The sequence below is a fragment of the Nonomuraea sp. NPDC049646 genome, assembly GCF_044465525.1.
Classification (GTDB): Bacteria; Actinomycetota; Actinomycetes; order Streptosporangiales; family Streptosporangiaceae; genus Nonomuraea.
The window spans coordinates 269,648-288,112 of record NZ_JBITLU010000006.1; the positions used below are offsets into that span (position 1 = coordinate 269,648).

Consider the following 18,465-nt stretch of genomic DNA (forward strand, 5'->3'; position numbering starts at 1 on the left):
CCTCAGCGGGTCAGACGGCGTTCTTCGGGTCGCCGTGGCAGCGCTTGTACTTCTTGCCCGACCCGCAGGGGCAGGGCGCGTTGCGCTCGACGTTCCCGTACGCGGCCCGCTCGGCCGACGTGGTGCGCACCCGCGTGTGCTCGACGTCGCCCTGCTCGCCGGGGGCGGAGTATTCGAGCTCGGCCGGGCGCTGCGGCGCGCGCAGGGCGGTGGAGATGATCGACCGCGTCTCGGTGACCGCGGCGTCCTCCTCCTCGACGATCGGGTTCTCCTGCACCTCGACCTCGAGGTTGAACAGGAAGCCGACGGAGTCCTCCTTGATGCCCTCCAGCATCGCGGAGAACATCTCGAAGCCCTCGCGCTGGTACTCGATCTGCGGGTCCTTCTGCGCGTAGGCCCGCATGCCGATGCCCTCGCGCAGGTAGTCCATCTCGTAGAGGTGCTCGCGCCACTTGCGGTCGAGCACCGACAGGATGACCTGACGCTCGAAGTTGCGCGTGGCCTCGGCCCCGAGCTGCTCCTCGCGCCTGGCGTACGCCTCCAGGGCGTCGGCCTTGATCTTCTCGGAGATGAACTCGGCGGTCAGCTCCTCGCGGCTGCCGGCCTCCTCGACGAGGTTGTCGATGGTGACCGTGACCGGGTAGAGCTCGCCGAACGCCTTCCACAGCCGGTCGAGGTCCCACTCCTCGGCGAAGCCCTCGGAGGTGGCGCCCGCGACGTAGCCGTTGATCACGTCGCCGATGAAGCCGCGCACCTGCTCGTGCAGGTCGGCGCCCTCCAGCACGCGGCGGCGCTCGGAGTAGATCACCTTGCGCTGCCGGTTCATGACCTCGTCGTACTTCAGAACTTCCTTGCGGATCTCGAAGTTCTGCTGCTCGACCTGGTGCTGGGCGGAGGCGATGGCCTTGGAGACGATGCCCGACTCGATCGGCTGGTCGTCGGGGATGCTCAGCCTGTTCATGATCAGCTCGACCCTGGCCGCGTTGAACAGGCGCATGAGGTCGTCGCCGAGCGAGAGGTAGAAGCGCGACTCGCCGGGGTCGCCCTGACGGCCGGAACGGCCGCGGAGCTGGTTGTCGATGCGGCGCGACTCGTGCCGCTCGGTGCCCAGCACGTAGAGGCCGCCGAGCTGGGTGACCTCGTCGTGCTCGGCCTTGACGGCCGCCCTGGCCTTCTCCAGCGCCTCGGGGTAGGCCTTCTCGTACTCCTCCGGCGTCTCGACCGGGTCGAGGCCGCGCTGGCGCAGCTCCAGGTCGGCGCGGAACTCGGAGTTGCCGCCGAGCATGATGTCGGTGCCTCGACCGGCCATGTTCGTGGCGACGGTGACGGCGCCCTTGCGGCCCGCCTCGGCGATGATCGACGCCTCACGCGCGTGGTTCTTCGCGTTGAGCACCTCGTGCGGCACGCCGCGCCGCTTGAGCGCCTTGGACAGCCGCTCGGACTTCTCCACCGACGTGGTGCCCACGAGGACCGGCTGGCCGGCCTCGTAGCGCTCCTTGATGTCCTCGACGACCGCGTTGAACTTGGCGTCCTCGGTCTTGTAGACGACGTCCGGCTGGTCCTTGCGGACCATCGGCCGGTTGGTCGGGATCGGGACGACGCCCAGCTTGTACGTCTGGTGGAACTCGTTGGCCTCGGTGGCGGCCGTGCCGGTCATGCCGGACAGCTTGGCGTAGAGGCGGAAGTAGTTCTGGAGGGTGACCGTGGCGAGAGTCTGGTTCTCGTCCTTGATCTTCACGCCTTCCTTGGCCTCGATGGCCTGGTGCATGCCCTCGTTGTAGCGCCGGCCGTGCAGCACGCGGCCGGTGAACTCGTCGACGATGAGCACCTCGCCGTCGGCGACGATGTAGTCCTTGTCCTTCTTGAACAGCTCTTTCGCCTTGAGCGCGTTGTTCAGGAAGCCGACCAGGTGGGTGTGCTCGGGCTTGTAGAGGTTGTCGATGCCGAGCCAGTCCTCGACCTTCTCGACGCCGGCCTCCAGGATGCCGACCGTGCGCTTCTTCTCGTCGACGATGTAGTCGCCGGTGCTCTCCTCGCCCGGGTTCTTCGCCTCGACGCCCTTGCGCAGCCGCGGAACGATCTTGGCGAACTCGCTGTACCACTTGCCCGACTGCTCGCCGGGGCCGGAGATGATCAGCGGGGTGCGGGCCTCGTCGATGAGGATCGAGTCGACCTCGTCGACGACGGCGAAGTTGTGGCCGCGCTGGACGCACTCCTCCAGCGACCACGCCATGTTGTCGCGGAGGTAGTCGAAGCCGAACTCGTTGTTGGTGCCGTATGTGATGTCGGCCTCGTACTGCTTGCGACGCTCGTCGGGCGCCTGCCCGGAGACGATGCAGCCGACCTCCAGCCCGAGGAAGCGGTGCACGCGGCCCATGGTCTCGGCGTCGCGCTTGGCCAGGTAGTCGTTGACCGTGACCACGTGGACGCCCTTGCCGGACAGGGCGTTGAGATAGGCGGGCAACGTACAGGTCAGGGTCTTGCCCTCACCGGTGCGCATCTCGGAGATGTTGCCGAGGTGGAGGTTGGCGCCGCCCATGATCTGCACGTCGAAGTGCCGCTGGCCGAGCACGCGGCGGGCCGCCTCGCGGACGGTCGCGAACGCCTCGGGAAGCAGGTCGTCGAGGCTCTCGCCGTCGGCGTAACGCTGCTTGAACTCGTCGGTCAGCGCGCGCAACTCCGCGTCGGACAGGCTCGTGAAGTCGTCCTCGATGGAGTTGACCTGATCGGCGATCCGCTTGAGCTTGCGCAGAGTCTTGCCTTCGCCGGCACGTAGGATCTTGTCGAGAATGGCTGCCACTTTATGTAAAGCTCCTCGCAGGTCTACCCCGGCGGCGCCGCCAGGAGGAGAGGCCGAGACAAACTTCCCCGGTTGCCATCGTAGGCGGTTCCGCAACCAGACACAGCCACCGTGACGACGAGGGCGCCGGACACGTCTGGGAGAATGGGGCCAAGGCAGAGGGTATGCCGGTTGAGCGCCGGTTCGCACCAATAGCGGGATATCCGGCAAAGGAAGGATTAGTCATGGTTGAGGGGAAGAAGTCCGAGCACACGGAGAATCTCGGCAGCCACGGCGGGCGCGCCTCCTCGTGGCTGGCCGTGACTGTCATGGTGGTGGGCACCATCGTGGCCGGCTTCGGGCTGACGGCCGACAACTGGACGCTGGTCTGGGTCGGCGCCGGTGTGTTCGTCGTCGGCGGCATCCTCGCCCTCGTCTTCGACATCTTCACGGACGTGGTGATCGACGCGCCGCGCGTCGGCATGCGCGCCGAAGACCACCGCTGACCCACCCGGCGCACGGCGGGCCCCGACGGATCGGGCGCCCGCCGTTCCCATGCCCGGCCCCCTCCGGGACTCTTTGTTCTCGGCATCCAATTCCCCAACCCCGGTACATCGGCGTGTCGCCCCCGGCCCGCTCACCCCGGCCCCGGACCTCCTGTCCGTAGCCCCGGCCCGGACGTCCTGTCCGTAGCCCTGGCCCGGACGTCCTGTCCGTAGCCCTGGCCCAGACGTCCTGTCCGTAGCCCCGGCCCGGCCTGCGCGCGTGCCCGCCTGCCCGTGCCCCTCACTCAGCCCGGCCTGCCCCTCGCTCCGCCCGGCCCGCCCCTCGCTCCGCCCGGCCTGCCCTCTCTGCCGCCGCCTGCCCCGCCGCGCCGCGTGCCCCGCTCCGCCGCGTGCCCCGCTCCGCCTGCGGACGTACCGGGCGGGCCGATTCTGTCGGTGGGCGCCGCTAAATTCCTCGCATGGATAGCTCTACCGTCCCCCAACGCCGCCCGGGGTTCGCCGCATGACGAACGTGACCGACCTGACCGCCGACGAGGCGCGCCGGGTCATCCTGCGCGCCCAGGGGCTCATCGGCGCCGACGCGCGCAAGGGCGGGGTGCGCGGCATGCTTCGCCGGCTCGGCGCCGTACAACTCGACACGATCTCCGTCCTGGCCCGCTCCCACGAGCTGGTCGCCTACGCGCGCCTGGGCGCGGTGGGCAGGCCCACGGTCGAGCGCGCCTACTGGCACGATCCCGCCCAGAGCTTCGAATACTGGTGTCACGCCGCCTGCATCCTGCCCATCGAGCACTGGCCGCTCTACGCCTTCCGGCGCCGCGCCTACCGCGACCGCCGCTACCGCTGGCACGAGGTGCCCGACAGCGTCGACAAGCTGCTGCAGCAGGTGCGCGACTCGGGCCCGCTCACCACGTCCGACGTCGGCGGCGCCAAGAACGGCGGCCCGTGGTGGGACTGGTCCGACTCCAAGATCGGGCTGGAGTGGCTGCTCGACATCGGCGAGATCACCTGCGTGCGCCGCGTCGGCTGGCGCCGCGTCTACGACCTGACCGAGCGCGTCGTGCCCGCCGACCTGCTGGCCGACGACCTGCCTGACGAGGAGTGCGTCGTCCTGCTGGCCGCCATCGCGGGCCGGTCGCTCGGGGTGGCCAACCGTACCGACCTGCTCGACTTCCTACGGCTCAAGGGCAAGTACGCGGCGATGCTCGACCAGGCCCTGCTCAGCGGCGCCGCCGGGCTGGTGCCGGTCCAGGTGGCGGGCTGGCCGGCGAAGAGGGGCCAGGCCAACGCGTGGGCCGATCCGCAGGCGCTGGAGTCCGAGCCGCGCGGCCGCCACCGCACGACGCTGCTGTCGCCGTTCGACTCCCTGATCTGGCACCGCGGCCGCACCGAGCGCGTCTTCGGCTTCAAGTACCAGCTTGAGCTCTACGTGCCCAAGGAGAAGCGCGTCCACGGCTACTTCACGATGCCGGTGCTGGCCGGGGGCCGTCTGATCGGCCGGGTCGACCCGGCCCGTGAGGGCACCACCCTGGTCGCCCGTCAGGTCCATCTGGAGCCCGGCCTGTCCCCGGCCAAGTGGGCCGACGCCCTGCGCGACGCCCTGTGGTCGGCCGCCGACTGGGTGGGCTGCGACGCCGTCCGCGTCGAACGCACCGACCCTCCGGAGCTCGCCCACCTCCTGACCGGGCCCCGGCCGTAGCCCCAGGCGGGCCGGCACCACGGCCGCGCCCGCCACCGCCGGATATGGGGAACAGGGGACGAGGGACGGCGATCACGCCGAGCCACCGTTCCTGAAGGCCCCGAGTGACCTGAGGAACCCGAGGGATCTGAAGGGCGGGTTCAGGCGCGCGACCGGCAAGCTCTGCACGAGCCCGCGCCACAGTCACGTGATCGCGCGACCGGCGGCGCCGTCACGCGGTCAGGAGGCGCGGCCGGCGGCGCCGTCACGGGATCAGGGGGCGCGACCGGCGGCGGCGTCACGGGACCAGGAGGCGCGGCCGGCGGTCTCCGCACGGGACCGCGCCAGGGTCATGTGATCTCCAGCATGCGTTCGCGTACCGCGTATACCACCGCTTCCATCCGCGAGTGGAGCTGAAGCTTGTCGAGGATGTTGCGGACGTGGTTCTTCACCGTGTTCTCGGAGATGAACAGCTGCTTGGCGATCTCGCGGTTGTTCATGCCCTTGGCGACCAGGCGCAGGACCTCCATCTCGCGGTCGGTCAGCCGGGGCACGGGGAGCTGCGGCGGGCGTTCGGCCTCCTTGCGGCTCATGTTCGCGAACTCGCTGATGAGCTTGGCGGCCATCGCCGGGTTGATTAAGGACTGGCCCTCGTGCACGCCCCGCACCGCGGCGGGCACGTCGTTGATCTGCACGTCCTTCAGCAGGTAACCGGTGGCGCCGGCCTTGATGGCCTCGAAGAGGTCCTCCTCCTCGTCGCTCACCGTCAGCATGATGATGCGGGTGCTCGGGACGGAGGCCCTGATGCTCTTGGTCGCCTCGATCCCGTCCTGCCGGGGCATGCGCACGTCCATCAGCGCGACGTCGGGCATGAGGCGATCGGCCAGTTCGACCGCCTCCTGCCCGTCGCTCGCCTCACCGACCACCTCGATGTCGGGCTCCGCGGCCAGCGTCAACGCCAGGCTTCGCCGGATCAGCTCGTGATCGTCAACGATCAGCACGCGGATCGGCTCGCTGTCTGCCGTGCGGACCTCGCCGGACTCGGTCACGAGCCCTCCTCGGTCCGACTTGCGCCTGCCTTGCTCACGGGGAACCTGCTCATCGGACGGCCGCTCCGCTGTCACGCCCGGTCGGGGCCGTAGCGGCGGTCCGCGTGGCGGTTGTCCCGTCAGTACCCTCGCTTCGCTCGCTCATCTGAACCTGACTGAGCTCGCTCACGTCTCCTCCTCGTCGGGGGGCCAGAGCCGTCGGACCGCCATGATGGCACGTATGGCACGGTCCTCGGGTGGTCGAGAAGATCTTCCGGTGTGCGATCAGGGCTCTACGAGCCGCAACACGCCGTAGTTGTACCCGCGCCGGTTGTAGACCACGCTCGGCAGGCCGCTCTCCTTGTCGCGGAACAGGTAGAAGTCGTGCCCGACCAGTTCCATCTCGAGCATGGCCTGGTCGATGGTCATGGGTTCCGCTCTGTGGAACTTCTCCCGCACGACGAGCGGACCGTCGCCTTCCATCTCGATCGGGACGATGTCGTCGTCGAGCTTCTCCTCCTGCACCGGCAGGTCCTCGTAGGACTCGGCCGGCTCGGGGACGGGCTTGGTTCCCGGGGACGGCGGGCCGGCGATGTCAGGGAGCGTCGCGGTGAACTCCGCCACCGAGGGCGGGCAGTGGTTGCCGTGATGGACCTTGCGCCGGTCGGCCAGCCTGCGCAGGCGGCCTTCCAGCTTGTCAAGGGCTAGGTCGAGGGCTACGAACCGGTCGTCGGCCGAGGCTTCGGCGCGGATGGCCGGGCCTTTCGAATGGATGGTGAGTTCGACGCGCTCGCGCTGGTCGGCGAGGCGAGGGTTGCGTTCTTTGGACACCTCCACATCGACTCGGATGAGTTTGTTGTCCAGACGTTCGATCCTGGCCAGCTTGGTCGTCACCTGGTCTCGGAACCGGTCACTCACTCCTGTGTGCCGACCCTTGACGATGATGTCCATGCAACAGCCCCCCTTCGTCTAACGACTGAGCAAGAGCGCCCGACGATGTGCGTACCGGACGGGGTTTCCTGTCCGCCTCTCTGTCACCGCTACCCTCTTCCGCCACGACGTCACCGGGTTCTCGGGTGGCACCCGTCCGGCCGACCTGGTCTTCGACCCCACATTCGCCTGCTGAGGATTTCGCAGCTCTGTTGCCACTACTGCCCTTCTCTTCTGACGAGGGACATCTGGACCCTCGGGAAGGCAGGACTTACCCCTAAGCCGCACCGTGATCGGTCGACAAAGAGTCGCCTTACGTGGACCGTTTTGCCTGCGGCTGGCCTCGGCTAGCAGAGCCGGGGACACCGGCTCTGCGCAACCACGGACCCGGACGGGTGCCATGTCAGAACGCTATCCGCATCCTGGGCGAATGTCAGCCGGAGCCTCGGCCAAAGGATCACTTTCCGTGATTTTCCCGGGGTTCCGGACGCCCGAATGACCCCGGCGCCGGCGCTCGCCAAGCCCTGCGGCCACGCGCCTTCCGGCCGTCTGAGCTGTGCCACCTCTTGTTCCCCCGAAGAGACATCCCCCCTTCAAGACGCCCCCAAGAATTGGATCTTTCTTTACCGACAGTGATGCCAGGCGTTTCAAGATCTTCGGCGTGTCGCGGCGACGGTGGCCGCCAACGGCACCCGCAGCCCGGCGGCGCGCAGTGCTCGCGCGGCTTCGGTGAGCGAGGCGCCGGTGGTCACGACGTCGTCCAGCAGCACCGCAGACGGCCCTGGAGGGCCTTTCGGACGCCCGGCCACACAGAGGGACCCGGCGAGGTTGGCGGCGCGCTGTGTGGAGCTCAGGCCCGCCTGGTCGGACACCCGGCGAGTCTGCCGCAGCGCCGCCCACGGCTCGGCCGGCACGCCCGAGGCGACCAGATGACGGGCGACGAGCACCGCCACCCGGCCCATGGGATCGTGCCCGCGGACCCGCAGCGCCCTCCTCGCGCTCGGCACCGGCACGACGGCGAGCGGCCCCCGAACCCGTCCGGCTCCGGCCCCCGCCGCCGCGCCCAGCGCCGTGAGCACGGTGAAGGCCAGCACCTGCGCCAGCACGCCGGCCAGCCCCACCGCCCCCCGCTCCTTGTAGGCCAGGATCGCCGCGCGGGCCGCGCCCTCGTACGGCGTGGCCGACCAGCACTCGGGCAGGCCGGGCGGGCCCGGCTCAGGCCCGCGCCTGGCGGGCGCGACCGCCATCCCGGCCGCGCACCCGGCGCAACACCGCGCCCCGGCACGCCCGCAGCCCACGCAGGACTGCGGCAGAAACACATCGAGCACCCCCGCCAACACGCCGCCCAGCATGCCCGCCCCCACCGACAGTTCCAGGACACACGCCTCCCAGCCCGGCCGGGAACCCCGGTCAGCGAGACGAGGTGGAAGGCGGCGCCGAGGGCGGCCTCAGCCCGGGCGAAGAAGGAAACGCCCCACGCGGAAAGCAGCGCCAAGGACGAGCCTCACCCCGGGTGAAAGACGGAACGCCCCTGCGGATGCGGTCCCGGGGACGGGTTCAGCCCAGGGGGAAGAACGGGTTCTTGGCGTTGGGTTCGATCTTGCTGGTCCAGCCCTGACGGTCCTGGTTGAGCTCGATGATCTTGGGCCCCTTCTCGGTGCTGGCCTCCGCGAGCACCCGCCCGTTCAGCGCCGTCACCCTCGCCAGCCGGTCCTTCAGCGGGATCCCGATGGTCTCGCCGTCGCCGATGTCGATCTCGTTCAGGATCTGCCCGGCCTTGCTCTGGATGAGGACGAGCAGGTGCTCGTCGTCCTCCCAGGCGATGTCCTCGATCTTGTACTCGACCTCCGTCGAGGTCAGCGTCTGGAGGTTGCCGAGCATGGGCCCGTTGAGCCCCTCGCTCAGCGCCCCGAGCTGCACGGTGTTCTTGCCGGTGCGCAGGGCCACCCGCACGCCGTCCCTGGCGATCCGGAACGCGGTGACGTCGAGGCCGTCGAGCCCGGGGGCGGAGACGCGCTCGGGGCCGCGCCCGCCGTTGGGGTCGTACCGCAGGACCACCTTGTTGTGCTGGTCGAACGTCCACAGGGAGCCGTCGCGGCGCCAGGTGGGGTCGGTGAGGTCGGCGCCCTCGATGACCTGCTGCCAGCGGCCCTCGGGGGTGAGCCCGGCGATCGAGATGCCCGTGGAGGTGCGCGCCGCGACGATCGCGCCGGTCTGCTGGGTGGACAGCGCGAACGCCTTGAAGTCGGTGTTCCCCTCCCCCGCCGGCCCGGACACCGCGACGCCCGAGCTCTCGTTGCTCATGACGTGCACGGACCCCTTGCTGGTGTAGTACGGCGTGCTGCCGCCGTTCTCCAGCCAGTGGGCCTCCAGGTTGGGCGGCTCGGTCCAGTACTGCTCGCCGTCGACCTGCACCTCGATGGTGCGGCTGTTGGCGACCTTGTTGCTGGTCAGGCTGTACTTGAGCTGCGCCACCAGGGCGGCCTTCTCGCCCAGGTCGAGCGGCAGCAGCGGGCCCGAGAAGTTGATCAGGACGCGGTCGTCGCCGGTGCCGACCGACTCGACCTGCGTGCCCTCGGGGAACACGGTGCCCACGGCGCCGCGCAGCGCGCTGCTCGGCCCCTTGAGCAGCCGCTTGACGATGGTCTGGGCGAAGGTCTCGGTCGGCTTGAGCCGCAGGCACACCCGGTCGACGACCAGGCGCTCGCGGGCGCTGTTGAGGTAGTACAGGTTGGTCAGCCGGTACGCCCGCGCCACGTCGGACTTGGTGAGCAGCAGCCCGTCCGGCAGGTCGTCGACCCGGTAGACGCCGCGGGCGTCCTTCTTCAGCACGAACAGCCGCTCGGGCGCGTTCCCCGACAGCGGCACGTACGCGTCGTCGGGGTCGATGCGGGCGACCTGCTTGCCCTTGAGCCCGTACGTCTCCGCCTCGTCGCCCTCGCCCGGATCCACCTCGTAGACGTCCTCGATCACCGTCACCGGGCCGGACGCCTTCCACTTGGCCTGGGCCTTGGGCGTCAGGTACCTGGCCAGCACGGTGGGGTCGTCGGGGTAGGCCGCCATGGCCGCCTGGAGGCCCTTGATGAGCAGCTCGGGGTCCCAGTCGTCGCGCGGCGGGACGGCGATCATGCGCTGGAACGGCTTGTTCAGCGGATCGCCGCCCCCGGTGTCGCTCACCGTGTACGGCCCGCTCACCGGGATCACGGTGCATCCCGAGCCCGCGCACGCCACGGCCGCGGCGAGGGCGACCGCCGCGCCCACCCGTCTAGTCCTCCTCATGGCCGCCTCCGTCCCCCGAGGCCGGGAGCAGCACCGGCGTCATGTGGCTGCGCCAGGTGCGCCGCATCTCGATCTCGGGCGGCACCAGCGACAGCGGCGAGCCCTTCAGGTCGGCCCCGGCCAGCCTGGGCAGCGTGAGGCGGAACTGCGAGCCCTCGCCCGGCTGCCCCCACGCCTGGAGCCAGCCGCCGTGCAGCGTGGCGTCCTCGCGGGAGATGGCCAGGCCGAGCCCGGTGCCGCCGATCGTCCTGGCCCTGGACGGGTCGGCCCGCCAGAACCGGTCGAACACCATGGTCTCCTCGCCCGGCTTGAGCCCGATCCCGTGGTCGCGCACGGCGACGGCGACGGCGTCCCGGTCGGCCCCCACGGTCACCACGATCTCCCTGCCCTCGCCGTGCTCGATGGCGTTGAACAGCAGGTTGCGCAGGATGCGCTCGACGCGGCGGTTGTCGACCTCGACCATGCACGGCTCGTGCGGCAGGCGGATGTCGAAGCGGGTGGAGTGGCGCTCGGCCAGCGCCTCGGAGTCGGCGATGGCCCGGTGGACGACGTCGCGCATGTCCACCGAGTCGACGTCGAGCGTGGCGGCGCCGGCGTCGTAGCGGCTGATCTCCAGCAGGTCGGCCAGCATCGACTCGAACCGTTCGAGCTGGGCCTGCATCAGCTCGGCCGAGCGGGCGGCCATGGGGTCGAAGTCCTCGCGGGCGTCGTACAGCAGGTCGGCGGCCATGCGGACGGTGGTCAGCGGCGTGCGCAGCTCGTGGGAGACGTCGGAGACGAACTGGCGCTGGACCTGCGACAGCTCCTCAAGCTGGTGGATCTTGAGCGCCAGGTTGGCGGCCATCTCGTTGAACGAGTTCGCCAGGCGGGCCAGGTCGTCCTCGCCGCGCACCTTGAGGCGTTCGTCCAGCTTGCCGGCGGCCAGGCGCTCGGCGGCCTGGCGGGCCAGCCGCACGGGCGTGACGACCTGCCGCGCGACCAGGTACGCGATGGCGGCCAGCAGCAGCACGAGCCCGAGCCCCACCACGACGATGGCCAGCCGCACGTTGGACAGCAGCTCCTCTTCCTCGCTGAACGGGAAGAAGTGGTAGACCTGGTAGTCCTCGCCGGTCTGGGGCTCGTGCACGACGCCGCCGACCACGTACGTCAACGTGGCCTGGCTCTGCCCGGAAAACCTGATCGACTCGATCTGGGCCTCGGTCTTGCCGTACTCGGCCCGGTTCATGTTCTTCTGCAGGCGCTGCCGGAGCGAGGGGGGCACGTCGGCCTGCACCACCCGGCCCGAGGCCCGCGACAAGCCTGGCTTGGCCTCGTTGAGTATGAGGACGTCGTAGCGCTTCTTGGAGCCGTCCTCGCCCGACCCGGTGACGGTGTCCATGACCTCGTCGAGCGGGTTGACCTTCTGGTCGGTGTCGGGGGCCTTGGCGCCGTCGTCGGAGGGCGGGATCAGCGCGTCGGCGATCTGCAGCCGGTCGGCGTACGCCTCGTTGAGCGACGACTGCTGGCTGCTCGCGACCACGGACCTGTTGATCTCGTCGGACAGGAACGTGCCGAGGACGACCACGACGGTCACGGAGATCACCAGCGTGCTGGTGACCACCTGGAGCTGGAGCGAGCGCCGCCACACGCTGCGCACCCGGCCCGCCGCACGGCGCACCCTCCGGCGGACGCCGCCGAGAATCTGGCGGATCGTCCGTCGGCGAGCTTTTCTGGTCGGGGGCATGGCGGGGCGGGGCGAAGGCTAGGCGGGGCCGGCTTTGTAGCCCACGCCGCGGACCGTCACGACGATCTCGGGGTGCTCGGGGTCCTTCTCGATCTTGGCGCGGAGTCGCTGCACGTGCACGTTCACCAGCCGGGTGTCGGCGGCGTGCCGGTAGCCCCAGACCTGCTCGAGCAGGACCTCGCGGGTGAAGACCTGGCGCGGCTTGCGGGCCAGGGCGACGAGCAGGTCGAACTCCAGCGGCGTGAGGTTGATCGTCTCCTCGCCGCGCTTGACCGAGTGGCCGGCCACGTCGATGGTGATGTCGCCGATCTGCAGGATCTCGGGCGTCGGCTCGTCGGTGCGGCGCAGCCGCGCCCGCACCCGCGCCACGAGCTCCTTGGGCTTGAACGGCTTGACGATGTAGTCGTCGGCGCCGGACTCCAGCCCGAGCACCACGTCGATCGTGTCGCTCTTGGCGGTGAGCATCACGATCGGCACCCCCGACTCCGCCCTGATCCTGCGCGCCACGTCGATGCCGTCGGCGCCCGGCAGCATCAGATCGAGCAGGACAAGGTCCGGGCGTGTATCCCGGAACGCGTCGAGGGCCTTGTCGCCGTCGGAGACGAAGGACGGCTCGAAGCCTTCTCCGCGCAACACGATGCCGAGCATCTCGGCGAGAGCGGCGTCGTCGTCGACGACCAGCACGCGACCTTTCATGGCCCCTCATTCGTTCTACGCATTGTGGGACATACCCGCACGATCGCTGAAGGTTACCCTTGGTCGGCCCATGTGTGGGACATGAGCCCTACGAAAGGCGAATTTCAGGTTCCCCCCGCAACCACAAACCCAGTCTGCGGTAACGGAGCGACTTTCGGCCATCCCCGGCTGCCTTCCTTGCCCCGTTTCGCCGATAAATGCGGGCAAGATGAGCCGGCGAATCACCTCGGTGACACCAGCCACCCGCCCAGCGTGCCAGGATTGGGATATGTCAGACGGTCACGGACGCACGCCCGAGACGCCCCCAGGCTGGTCTGCCGAACAGCCCCCGCCCTACAGCGCCCCGCAGGCTTCACCGTGGACCGCGCCGGGATCGCCCACGCAGACGCCGTACGGCCAACCGTACGAGCCGCAGGGCGAAGCCCCCCAGCCGCCGCCCTACGGCCCGCCGGGGCCTCAGCCACCCTACCCCCAGCCGGGCCACCCGCAGTCCGGTCCTCAGCAACCGGGCCACCCTCAGCCCGGATATCAGCACCCCGGACATCAGCAAGCCGGATATCAGCAGCCCGGCTACGGCTACATGCCGCCGCCCGCGCTGCGGCCCGGCATCATCCCGCTGCGGCCGCTGGGGCTCGGCGACATCCTCGACGGCACGATCAAGCTGATCAGGTCCAACCCCAAGGCCGTGCTCGGCCTGTCCGCCGTCGCCGCCCTGCTCGGCGCGGTGCCGCTGGCCGTGGGGCAGGCGGTCATGTTCGGCTCTATGGGCGACGTCTTCGCCGACCCGGAGGCCGCCTCCGCCGGTCTCGACAGCTTCTACGGCCTCGTCGCCCAGTACGGCGGCATGCTGGTCTCGTACGCGATCCAGTTCGTCGTGGTCACGGTGCTGACCGGCGTGCTGACGCGCATCCTCGGCCGGGCCGTCTTCGGCGGCAACATCACCGCCGCCGAGGCCTGGCACCTGAGCAAGGGCCGGCTCCCGGCGCTGTTCGGGGTCGTCGGGCTGATGGCCCTCATGATGATCGTGCCCCTGATCGTCCTCACGCTGGTCGTGGTGGCGCTGGCGATGAACGTCTCCTCCTCCGACGGCGTCGGGCTGATCCTCGGCGTGATGCTGCTGTTCGTCCTGCTGTTCATCCCGTACTACCTGTTCATCACCACGCGCTTCGCGTTCGCCGCGCCCGCCGTGGTGCTGGAGGGCAGGGGGCCGATCGACGCGATGCGGCGCTCGTGGCACCTGGTGACCGGTGACTTCTGGCGGGTGCTCGGCATCCTGCTGCTGACGTCGCTGCTGGTCGGGCTGGTGTCGGGGGTGCTGTCGGTGCCGTTCTCGTTCGGCGGGACGCTGATCGGCATGCTCGGCGCCGGATCGCCGGGCTCTGCCGTGGTCGCGGCGGTGTTCATCGCCATGGGCGCGACGCTGAGCGCGATGTTCTCCTACCCGTTCCAGGCCGGCGTCTCCGGCCTGCTCTACGCCGACCGGCGCATGCGCGGCGAGGCGTTCGACCTCGTGCTTCAGACGGCGGCGATCGAGCAGCAGCGCCAGGGATGGGTGCACGCCTCGGCCGACGACCTCTGGCACCCGTCCAACTCAGCCAGGTCGTGAGCCCGGTCGGCCGGGAGGAGGCGGCGCGCAAGGCGGCCGAGGAGCTCCTCAAGCCCGGATACGAGAAGGAATCCCTGTTCGACCAGCTCTACCGGCGTCTCGTCCAGTTCATCGGCGACCTGACCGACGCCGCGACGGGCGGCGGCCCGGCCGGCGGGATCATCGCGGCCGTCCTGATCACGCTCATCATCCTGGGCGTGATCCTGCTGGTCGCCTGGCGGCTGCGCAGGACCGCCCGCAGGAACGCCATGGCCGTCGGCGGGCTCTACGGCGAGCGCGTGCTCAACGCCGCCGAGCACCGCAGGGCCGCCGAACGCCTGGCCGCCGAGGGCGACTGGACGCAGGCCATCCGCGAACGCCTCCGCGCCATCGCCCGCGACCTGGAGGAACGCGCGCTGGTGGACGGCATGCCGGGCCGCACGGCCGACGAGCTGGCCGCCGAGGCGGGCAGGGCGCTGCCCGGCTTCGCCGCCGAGCTGGCCGCCGCCGCGCGCTCGTTCGACGACGTCAGCTACGGCGGCGTGCCCGGCACGCAAGCCGCGTACCAGGCGATGAGCGACCTGGACGAGCGGCTGCGCCAGGCGCGGCCCGTCCCGCTCGCCGTGGGAGGCGGGCCGTCGTGAGCGTCACCACCTCCGCGCCGGGGCCCGCCGGGTCCTCGGCCTCCGCCGCCGCGCCGGGGGCCGCCGGGCCCTCCGCCTCCACCTCTCCCACCGCCCGCTCCACCTGGCGGGCGAGCCGCATGATCGTCGTGCTGGGCCTGGTCGTCGTCCTGGTCGCGGTGGCCGCGGTGCTGCTCGGCCCTGAGCGGGGCCCCTCCCGTTTCCTCGACCCCGCCGACACCTCGCTCGACGGGTCGAAGGCGCTGGCGGAGCTGCTGCGGGCGCGGGGCGTCCAGGTGGACCGGGTCGACTCGGTCGAGGCGGCCGCCGCCAAGGCCGCGGGCGGCGGCCGGCTGCTGCTGGTCACCGACCTGACCTACCTCGACGAGCACCGGCTCGCCGAGATCCCCGGCGACCGGCTGATCGTCGGCGACCTGCGCGGCCTCGACGTGCTGGCCCCCGGCACGAGCACCGAGCGCGAGCCGTCACGGGTGCGCTCCCGCGAGCCCGGCTGCGCGCTGCCCGCCGCCACGCGGGCCGGCAGCGCGTACGTCGGCGGCCTGGTGCTGAACGGCCCGCCCGGCGCCGCCGCCTGCTACCCGGCGGGCGAGGGCCACTCCCTGGTCAGCTACCGCACCCCCGACGGCGCCGTCATCACGGTCGTCGGCGACGGCGCGTTCATGACCAACCTGCGCCTGCCCGAGGACGGCAACGCGGCCCTCGCGCTCAACCTCGTCGGCACCGGCAGGCCGGTCACCTGGCTGGTCCGCCCGGACAATCCGCCCCCGCTCGACCTGCCCGGCTCCGAAGGCAGGTCGATGTACGAGCTGATGCCCCCGAGCGTGCCGTGGGCGATCCTGATGACCTGCCTGACCGTGGCGCTCGTCGCGTTCTGGCGGGGACGCCGCCTCGGGCCGGTGGTGACCGAGAAGCTGCCCGTCGTCGTGCGGGCCGCCGAGACGGTCGAGGGCCGCGGCCGGCTCTACCGCGCCAGGAGGGCCAGGCAGCGGGCCGCCGACTCGCTGCGCGCCGGCACCGTCGACCGGCTCACGCCCCGCCTGGGCCTGGCCCCGGGCGCCGGGCCGCACGAGCTGGTCGCGGCCCTGGCGGCGCGGATCGCCGACGACCCGCAGGTGGTCGGCGCCGCACTGTACGGCCCGCCGCCGGCCGACGACGCCGGGCTCGTCGCGCTGGCCGGGTACTTGGACTCCATCGAAAGGCAGGTCAGTGAACTCTGAGGAGACTTTCCGCGTGGCCCCCTCGGGCGAGGCGGCCAGGGAGGCGCTCGGCGCGCTGCGGGCCGAGGTGTCCAAGGCCGTGGTCGGCCAGGACGCCGTGGTCACCGGGCTCGTCATCGCCCTGCTGTGCCGGGGGCACGTGCTGCTCGAAGGCGTGCCCGGCGTGGCCAAGACGTTGATGGTGCGCACTCTCTCAGCGGCCCTGTCGCTCGACTTCAAGCGCGTGCAGTTCACGCCCGACCTGATGCCGGGCGACGTGACCGGCTCGCTGATCTACGACGCGAAGACCAGCGAGTTCGAGTTCAGGGAGGGGCCGGTCTTCACGAACCTGCTGCTCGCCGACGAGATCAACCGCACCCCGCCCAAGACGCAGGCGGCGCTGCTGGAGGCCATGGAGGAGCGGCAGGTGAGCGTGGAGGGCGCGGCCCGTCCGCTGCCCGACCCGTTCGTGGTCTGCGCGACCCAGAACCCGGTCGAGTACGAGGGCACCTACCAGCTCCCCGAGGCCCAGCTCGACCGGTTCCTGCTCAAGCTGACCGTGCCGCTGCCGCCGCGCGACCACGAGATCTCGGTGCTCGAACGGCACGCGCGCGGCTTCGACCCGCGCGACCTGTCCGACGTCAAGGCCGTGGCCACGGCCGAGGACCTGGCGGCCGGCCGCGAGGCGGTCTCCCAGGTGCACGTGGCCCCCGAGGTGCTCGGCTACATCGTCGACGTGGCCCGCGCGACCAGGAGCTCGGCGTCGCTGCAGCTCGGCGTCTCGCCGCGCGGCGCGACCGCGCTGCTGGCCGCCTCCAGGGCGTGGGCGTGGCTGTCCGGGCGCCCCTACGTGACGCCCGACGACGTGAAGGCGCTGGCCAGGCCGGCGCTGCGGCACCGCGTCCAGCTCCGGCCCGAGGCCGAGCTGGAGGGCGCGACCGCCGACGGCCTGCTCGACGGCATCCTGGCCTCGGTCCCGGTCCCGCGCTGATGGCCCGCTCCGAGGCACGCGAGAGGTCCGCGGCGGGCTCGGCCGGGAGACGCCGATGGCTCTGACGGGACGCACCGGGCTGCTCGCCGCGGCCGGGATCGTGGTCGTGCTGCTCGCGCCGCAGCCCGGCGCCGCGCTGGCCGGGGTCTGCCTGCTGCTGGCCGCCGCGATCATCGTGGACCTGGTGTTCGCGGGCGCCGTGCGGCCCCTGCGGTTCCACCGTTCGGGCGACACGCTCGTCCGGCTGGGGCAGACGGCCACGGTCGAGCTGATCGTGGAGAACCCGGGCCGCCGGCGGGTGCGCGGGCGGATCAGGGACGCCTGGCCGCCCTCGGCCGGGGCCGTCCCCCGGGTGGCCGGGCTCGACGTGCCGGGCGGCGAGCGGCGCAGGATCGTGGTCACGCTCAACCCGACCAGGCGCGGCGACCGGTCGTCGGTGGCGGTGACCGTGCGCTCGGTCGGGCCGCTCGGCCTGGCCGCCCGCCAGGGGAGCCACCGTTCGCCCTGGTCGGTGCGGGTGCTGCCGCCGTTCCTGTCGCGCAAGCACCTGCCGTCCAGGCTGGCCCGGCTGCGCGAGCTCGACGGCCGGCACCCGGCGCTGGTGCGCGGGCAGGGCACCGAGTTCGACTCGCTGCGCGAGTACGTGGTGGGCGACGACGTGCGGTCCATCGACTGGCGGGCCACGGCGCGCCGCAACGACGTGGTCGTGCGCACGTGGCGGCCGGAGCGCGACCGGCGCGTGCTGATCGTGCTCGACACCGGCCGCACGTCGGCGGGCCGGGTGGGCGACGCGCCGCTGCCCCTGGCCGGGGCCGCCGCGCAGGGGCCTGGGCTGCTGGTACGTCCCGACCCGCGGCCCGCCCCCGGCTGGCCGCGGCTCGACTGGTCGATGGACGCGGCCCTGCTGCTGGCCGCGCTCGCCGCCAGGGCCGGCGACCAGGTCGACTTCCTGGCCTACGACCGGGCGGTGCGCGCGTGGGTGAGCGGCGCGTCCCGTACCGAGCTGCTGTCGTCGCTGGTCAACGTGATGGCGCCGATCGAGGCCGAGCTGGTCGAGGCCGACGGGCAGGGCATGGTGGCCGCCGTCCTGTCCCGGGCCAAGCGGCGCTGCCTGGTCGTGCTGCTCACCGATCTCAACGCGGCGGCGCTCGACGAGGGCCTGATGCCGGTGTTGCCGCAGCTGTCCTCGCGGCACCTGGTGCTGGTCGCGGGCGTGTCCGACCCGCGGGTGGCGGCCATGGCGGCCAGGCGCGGCAGCACCGAGGAGGTCTACGACGCGGCGGCGGCCGAGCAGGCCCAGCTCGCGCGCAGGCGCATCACGGCCAGGCTGCGCCGGCACGGCGTCGAGGTCGTGGACGCGCCGCCCGAGGACATCGCGCCCGCGCTGGCGGACGCCTACCTGGCGCTGAAGGCCGCGGGCCGGCTCTGAGTCG

At 71.4% G+C, this 18,465-nt stretch carries 14 protein-coding genes; 7 read left to right on the plus strand and 7 right to left on the minus strand.

The features are described 5' to 3' along the window. Nucleotides 1-10: 10 nt before the first annotated feature. Entirely contained in the window at nucleotides 11-2,800 is a 2,790-nt protein-coding gene (gene secA / locus ACIBQ8_RS19770; RefSeq protein WP_397170217.1) for a preprotein translocase subunit SecA, read from the minus strand. 224 nt (nucleotides 2,801-3,024) lie between these two features. Here secA and ACIBQ8_RS19775 point away from each other — a divergent pair, with 224 nt between their 5' ends. Together ACIBQ8_RS19775 and ACIBQ8_RS19780 are read left to right on the plus strand one after the other, a co-directional pair. After that, a complete protein-coding gene (locus ACIBQ8_RS19775; protein WP_397170219.1) occupies nucleotides 3,025-3,285 on the plus strand; it encodes an HGxxPAAW family protein in 261 nt (86 codons plus the stop codon). Between the two features lie 502 nt (nucleotides 3,286-3,787). After that, complete coding sequence (locus ACIBQ8_RS19780; RefSeq protein WP_397170221.1) at nucleotides 3,788-4,981, plus strand: winged helix-turn-helix domain-containing protein; 1,194 nt, start codon at nucleotides 3,788-3,790, stop codon at nucleotides 4,979-4,981. A gap of 329 nt (nucleotides 4,982-5,310) precedes the next feature. Here the strand turns inward: ACIBQ8_RS19780 and ACIBQ8_RS19785 are convergent, their stop codons facing one another. The 6 genes from ACIBQ8_RS19785 to mtrA all read right to left on the minus strand — a co-directional run bounded on the left by ACIBQ8_RS19785 (nucleotide 5,311) and on the right by mtrA (nucleotide 12,616). Next, complete coding sequence (locus ACIBQ8_RS19785; protein WP_352326269.1) at nucleotides 5,311-6,009, minus strand: response regulator transcription factor; 699 nt, start codon at nucleotides 6,007-6,009, stop codon at nucleotides 5,311-5,313. Nucleotides 6,010-6,273: 264 nt separating this feature from the next. Beyond that, a complete protein-coding gene (gene hpf, locus ACIBQ8_RS19790) occupies nucleotides 6,274-6,939 on the minus strand; it encodes a ribosome hibernation-promoting factor, HPF/YfiA family (RefSeq protein ID WP_397170222.1) in 666 nt (221 codons plus the stop codon). Nucleotides 6,940-7,565: 626 nt separating this feature from the next. Continuing rightward, entirely contained in the window at nucleotides 7,566-8,165 is a 600-nt protein-coding gene (locus ACIBQ8_RS19795) for a ComF family protein (protein WP_397192643.1), read from the minus strand. A 310-nt stretch (nucleotides 8,166-8,475) separates the two neighbouring features. Continuing rightward, complete coding sequence (locus ACIBQ8_RS19800; protein ID WP_397170226.1) at nucleotides 8,476-10,197, minus strand: LpqB family beta-propeller domain-containing protein; 1,722 nt, start codon at nucleotides 10,195-10,197, stop codon at nucleotides 8,476-8,478. Continuing rightward, a complete protein-coding gene (mtrB, locus tag ACIBQ8_RS19805; protein ID WP_397170228.1) occupies nucleotides 10,184-11,920 on the minus strand; it encodes an MtrAB system histidine kinase MtrB in 1,737 nt (578 codons plus the stop codon). Before mtrB ends, ACIBQ8_RS19800 begins: the two co-directional genes overlap by 14 nt. 18 nt (nucleotides 11,921-11,938) lie before the next feature. After that, entirely contained in the window at nucleotides 11,939-12,616 is a 678-nt protein-coding gene (mtrA, locus tag ACIBQ8_RS19810; RefSeq protein ID WP_043620615.1) for an MtrAB system response regulator MtrA, read from the minus strand. Nucleotides 12,617-13,196: 580 nt separating this feature from the next. On the opposite strand from mtrA, the gene ACIBQ8_RS19815 reads away from it, so the two are divergent. The 5 genes from ACIBQ8_RS19815 to ACIBQ8_RS19835 are packed head-to-tail and all read left to right on the plus strand — an operon-like array spanning nucleotide 13,197 to nucleotide 18,461. Further along, complete coding sequence (locus ACIBQ8_RS19815) at nucleotides 13,197-14,222, plus strand: glycerophosphoryl diester phosphodiesterase membrane domain-containing protein (protein ID WP_397170230.1); 1,026 nt, start codon at nucleotides 13,197-13,199, stop codon at nucleotides 14,220-14,222. Further along, entirely contained in the window at nucleotides 14,219-14,845 is a 627-nt protein-coding gene (locus ACIBQ8_RS19820) for a DUF4129 domain-containing protein (RefSeq protein WP_397170232.1), read from the plus strand. The genes ACIBQ8_RS19815 and ACIBQ8_RS19820 overlap by 4 nt, the downstream gene beginning before the upstream one ends. Continuing rightward, on the plus strand, nucleotides 14,842-16,062 hold the full coding sequence (locus ACIBQ8_RS19825; protein ID WP_397192644.1) for a DUF4350 domain-containing protein: 1,221 nt from the start codon (nucleotides 14,842-14,844) through the stop codon (nucleotides 16,060-16,062). The genes ACIBQ8_RS19820 and ACIBQ8_RS19825 overlap by 4 nt, the downstream gene beginning before the upstream one ends. Nucleotides 16,063-16,075: 13 nt before the next feature. Continuing rightward, nucleotides 16,076-17,032 (plus strand): AAA family ATPase, encoded by a 957-nt coding sequence (locus ACIBQ8_RS19830; RefSeq protein WP_397170236.1) that lies wholly within the window; start codon nucleotides 16,076-16,078, stop codon nucleotides 17,030-17,032. Nucleotides 17,033-17,087: 55 nt separating this feature from the next. Further along, nucleotides 17,088-18,461: a DUF58 domain-containing protein gene (locus tag ACIBQ8_RS19835; protein WP_397192645.1), complete on the plus strand. Its 1,374-nt coding sequence runs from the start codon at nucleotides 17,088-17,090 to the stop codon at nucleotides 18,459-18,461. The last annotated feature ends 4 nt before the right edge of the window (nucleotides 18,462-18,465 follow it).

What these genes read in the sequence shown, in the direction of transcription:
- ACIBQ8_RS19780 (WP_397170221.1), top strand. Translation starts at nt 3,788, where the DNA reads ATGACGAACGTGACCGACCTGACCGCCGACGAGGCGCGCCGGGTCATC.
- mtrB (WP_397170228.1), bottom strand. Translation starts at nt 11,920, where the DNA reads ATGCCCCCGACCAGAAAAGCTCGCCGACGGACGATCCGCCAGATTCTC.
- mtrA (WP_043620615.1), bottom strand. Translation starts at nt 12,616, where the DNA reads ATGAAAGGTCGCGTGCTGGTCGTCGACGACGACGCCGCTCTCGCCGAG.
- ACIBQ8_RS19775 (WP_397170219.1), top strand. Translation starts at nt 3,025, where the DNA reads ATGGTTGAGGGGAAGAAGTCCGAGCACACGGAGAATCTCGGCAGCCAC.
- ACIBQ8_RS19800 (WP_397170226.1), bottom strand. Translation starts at nt 10,197, where the DNA reads ATGAGGAGGACTAGACGGGTGGGCGCGGCGGTCGCCCTCGCCGCGGCC.
- ACIBQ8_RS19835 (WP_397192645.1), top strand. Translation starts at nt 17,088, where the DNA reads ATGGCTCTGACGGGACGCACCGGGCTGCTCGCCGCGGCCGGGATCGTG.
- ACIBQ8_RS19815 (WP_397170230.1), top strand. Translation starts at nt 13,197, where the DNA reads ATGCCGCCGCCCGCGCTGCGGCCCGGCATCATCCCGCTGCGGCCGCTG.
- ACIBQ8_RS19795 (WP_397192643.1), bottom strand. Translation starts at nt 8,165, where the DNA reads ATGGCGGTCGCGCCCGCCAGGCGCGGGCCTGAGCCGGGCCCGCCCGGC.
- hpf (WP_397170222.1), bottom strand. Translation starts at nt 6,939, where the DNA reads ATGGACATCATCGTCAAGGGTCGGCACACAGGAGTGAGTGACCGGTTC.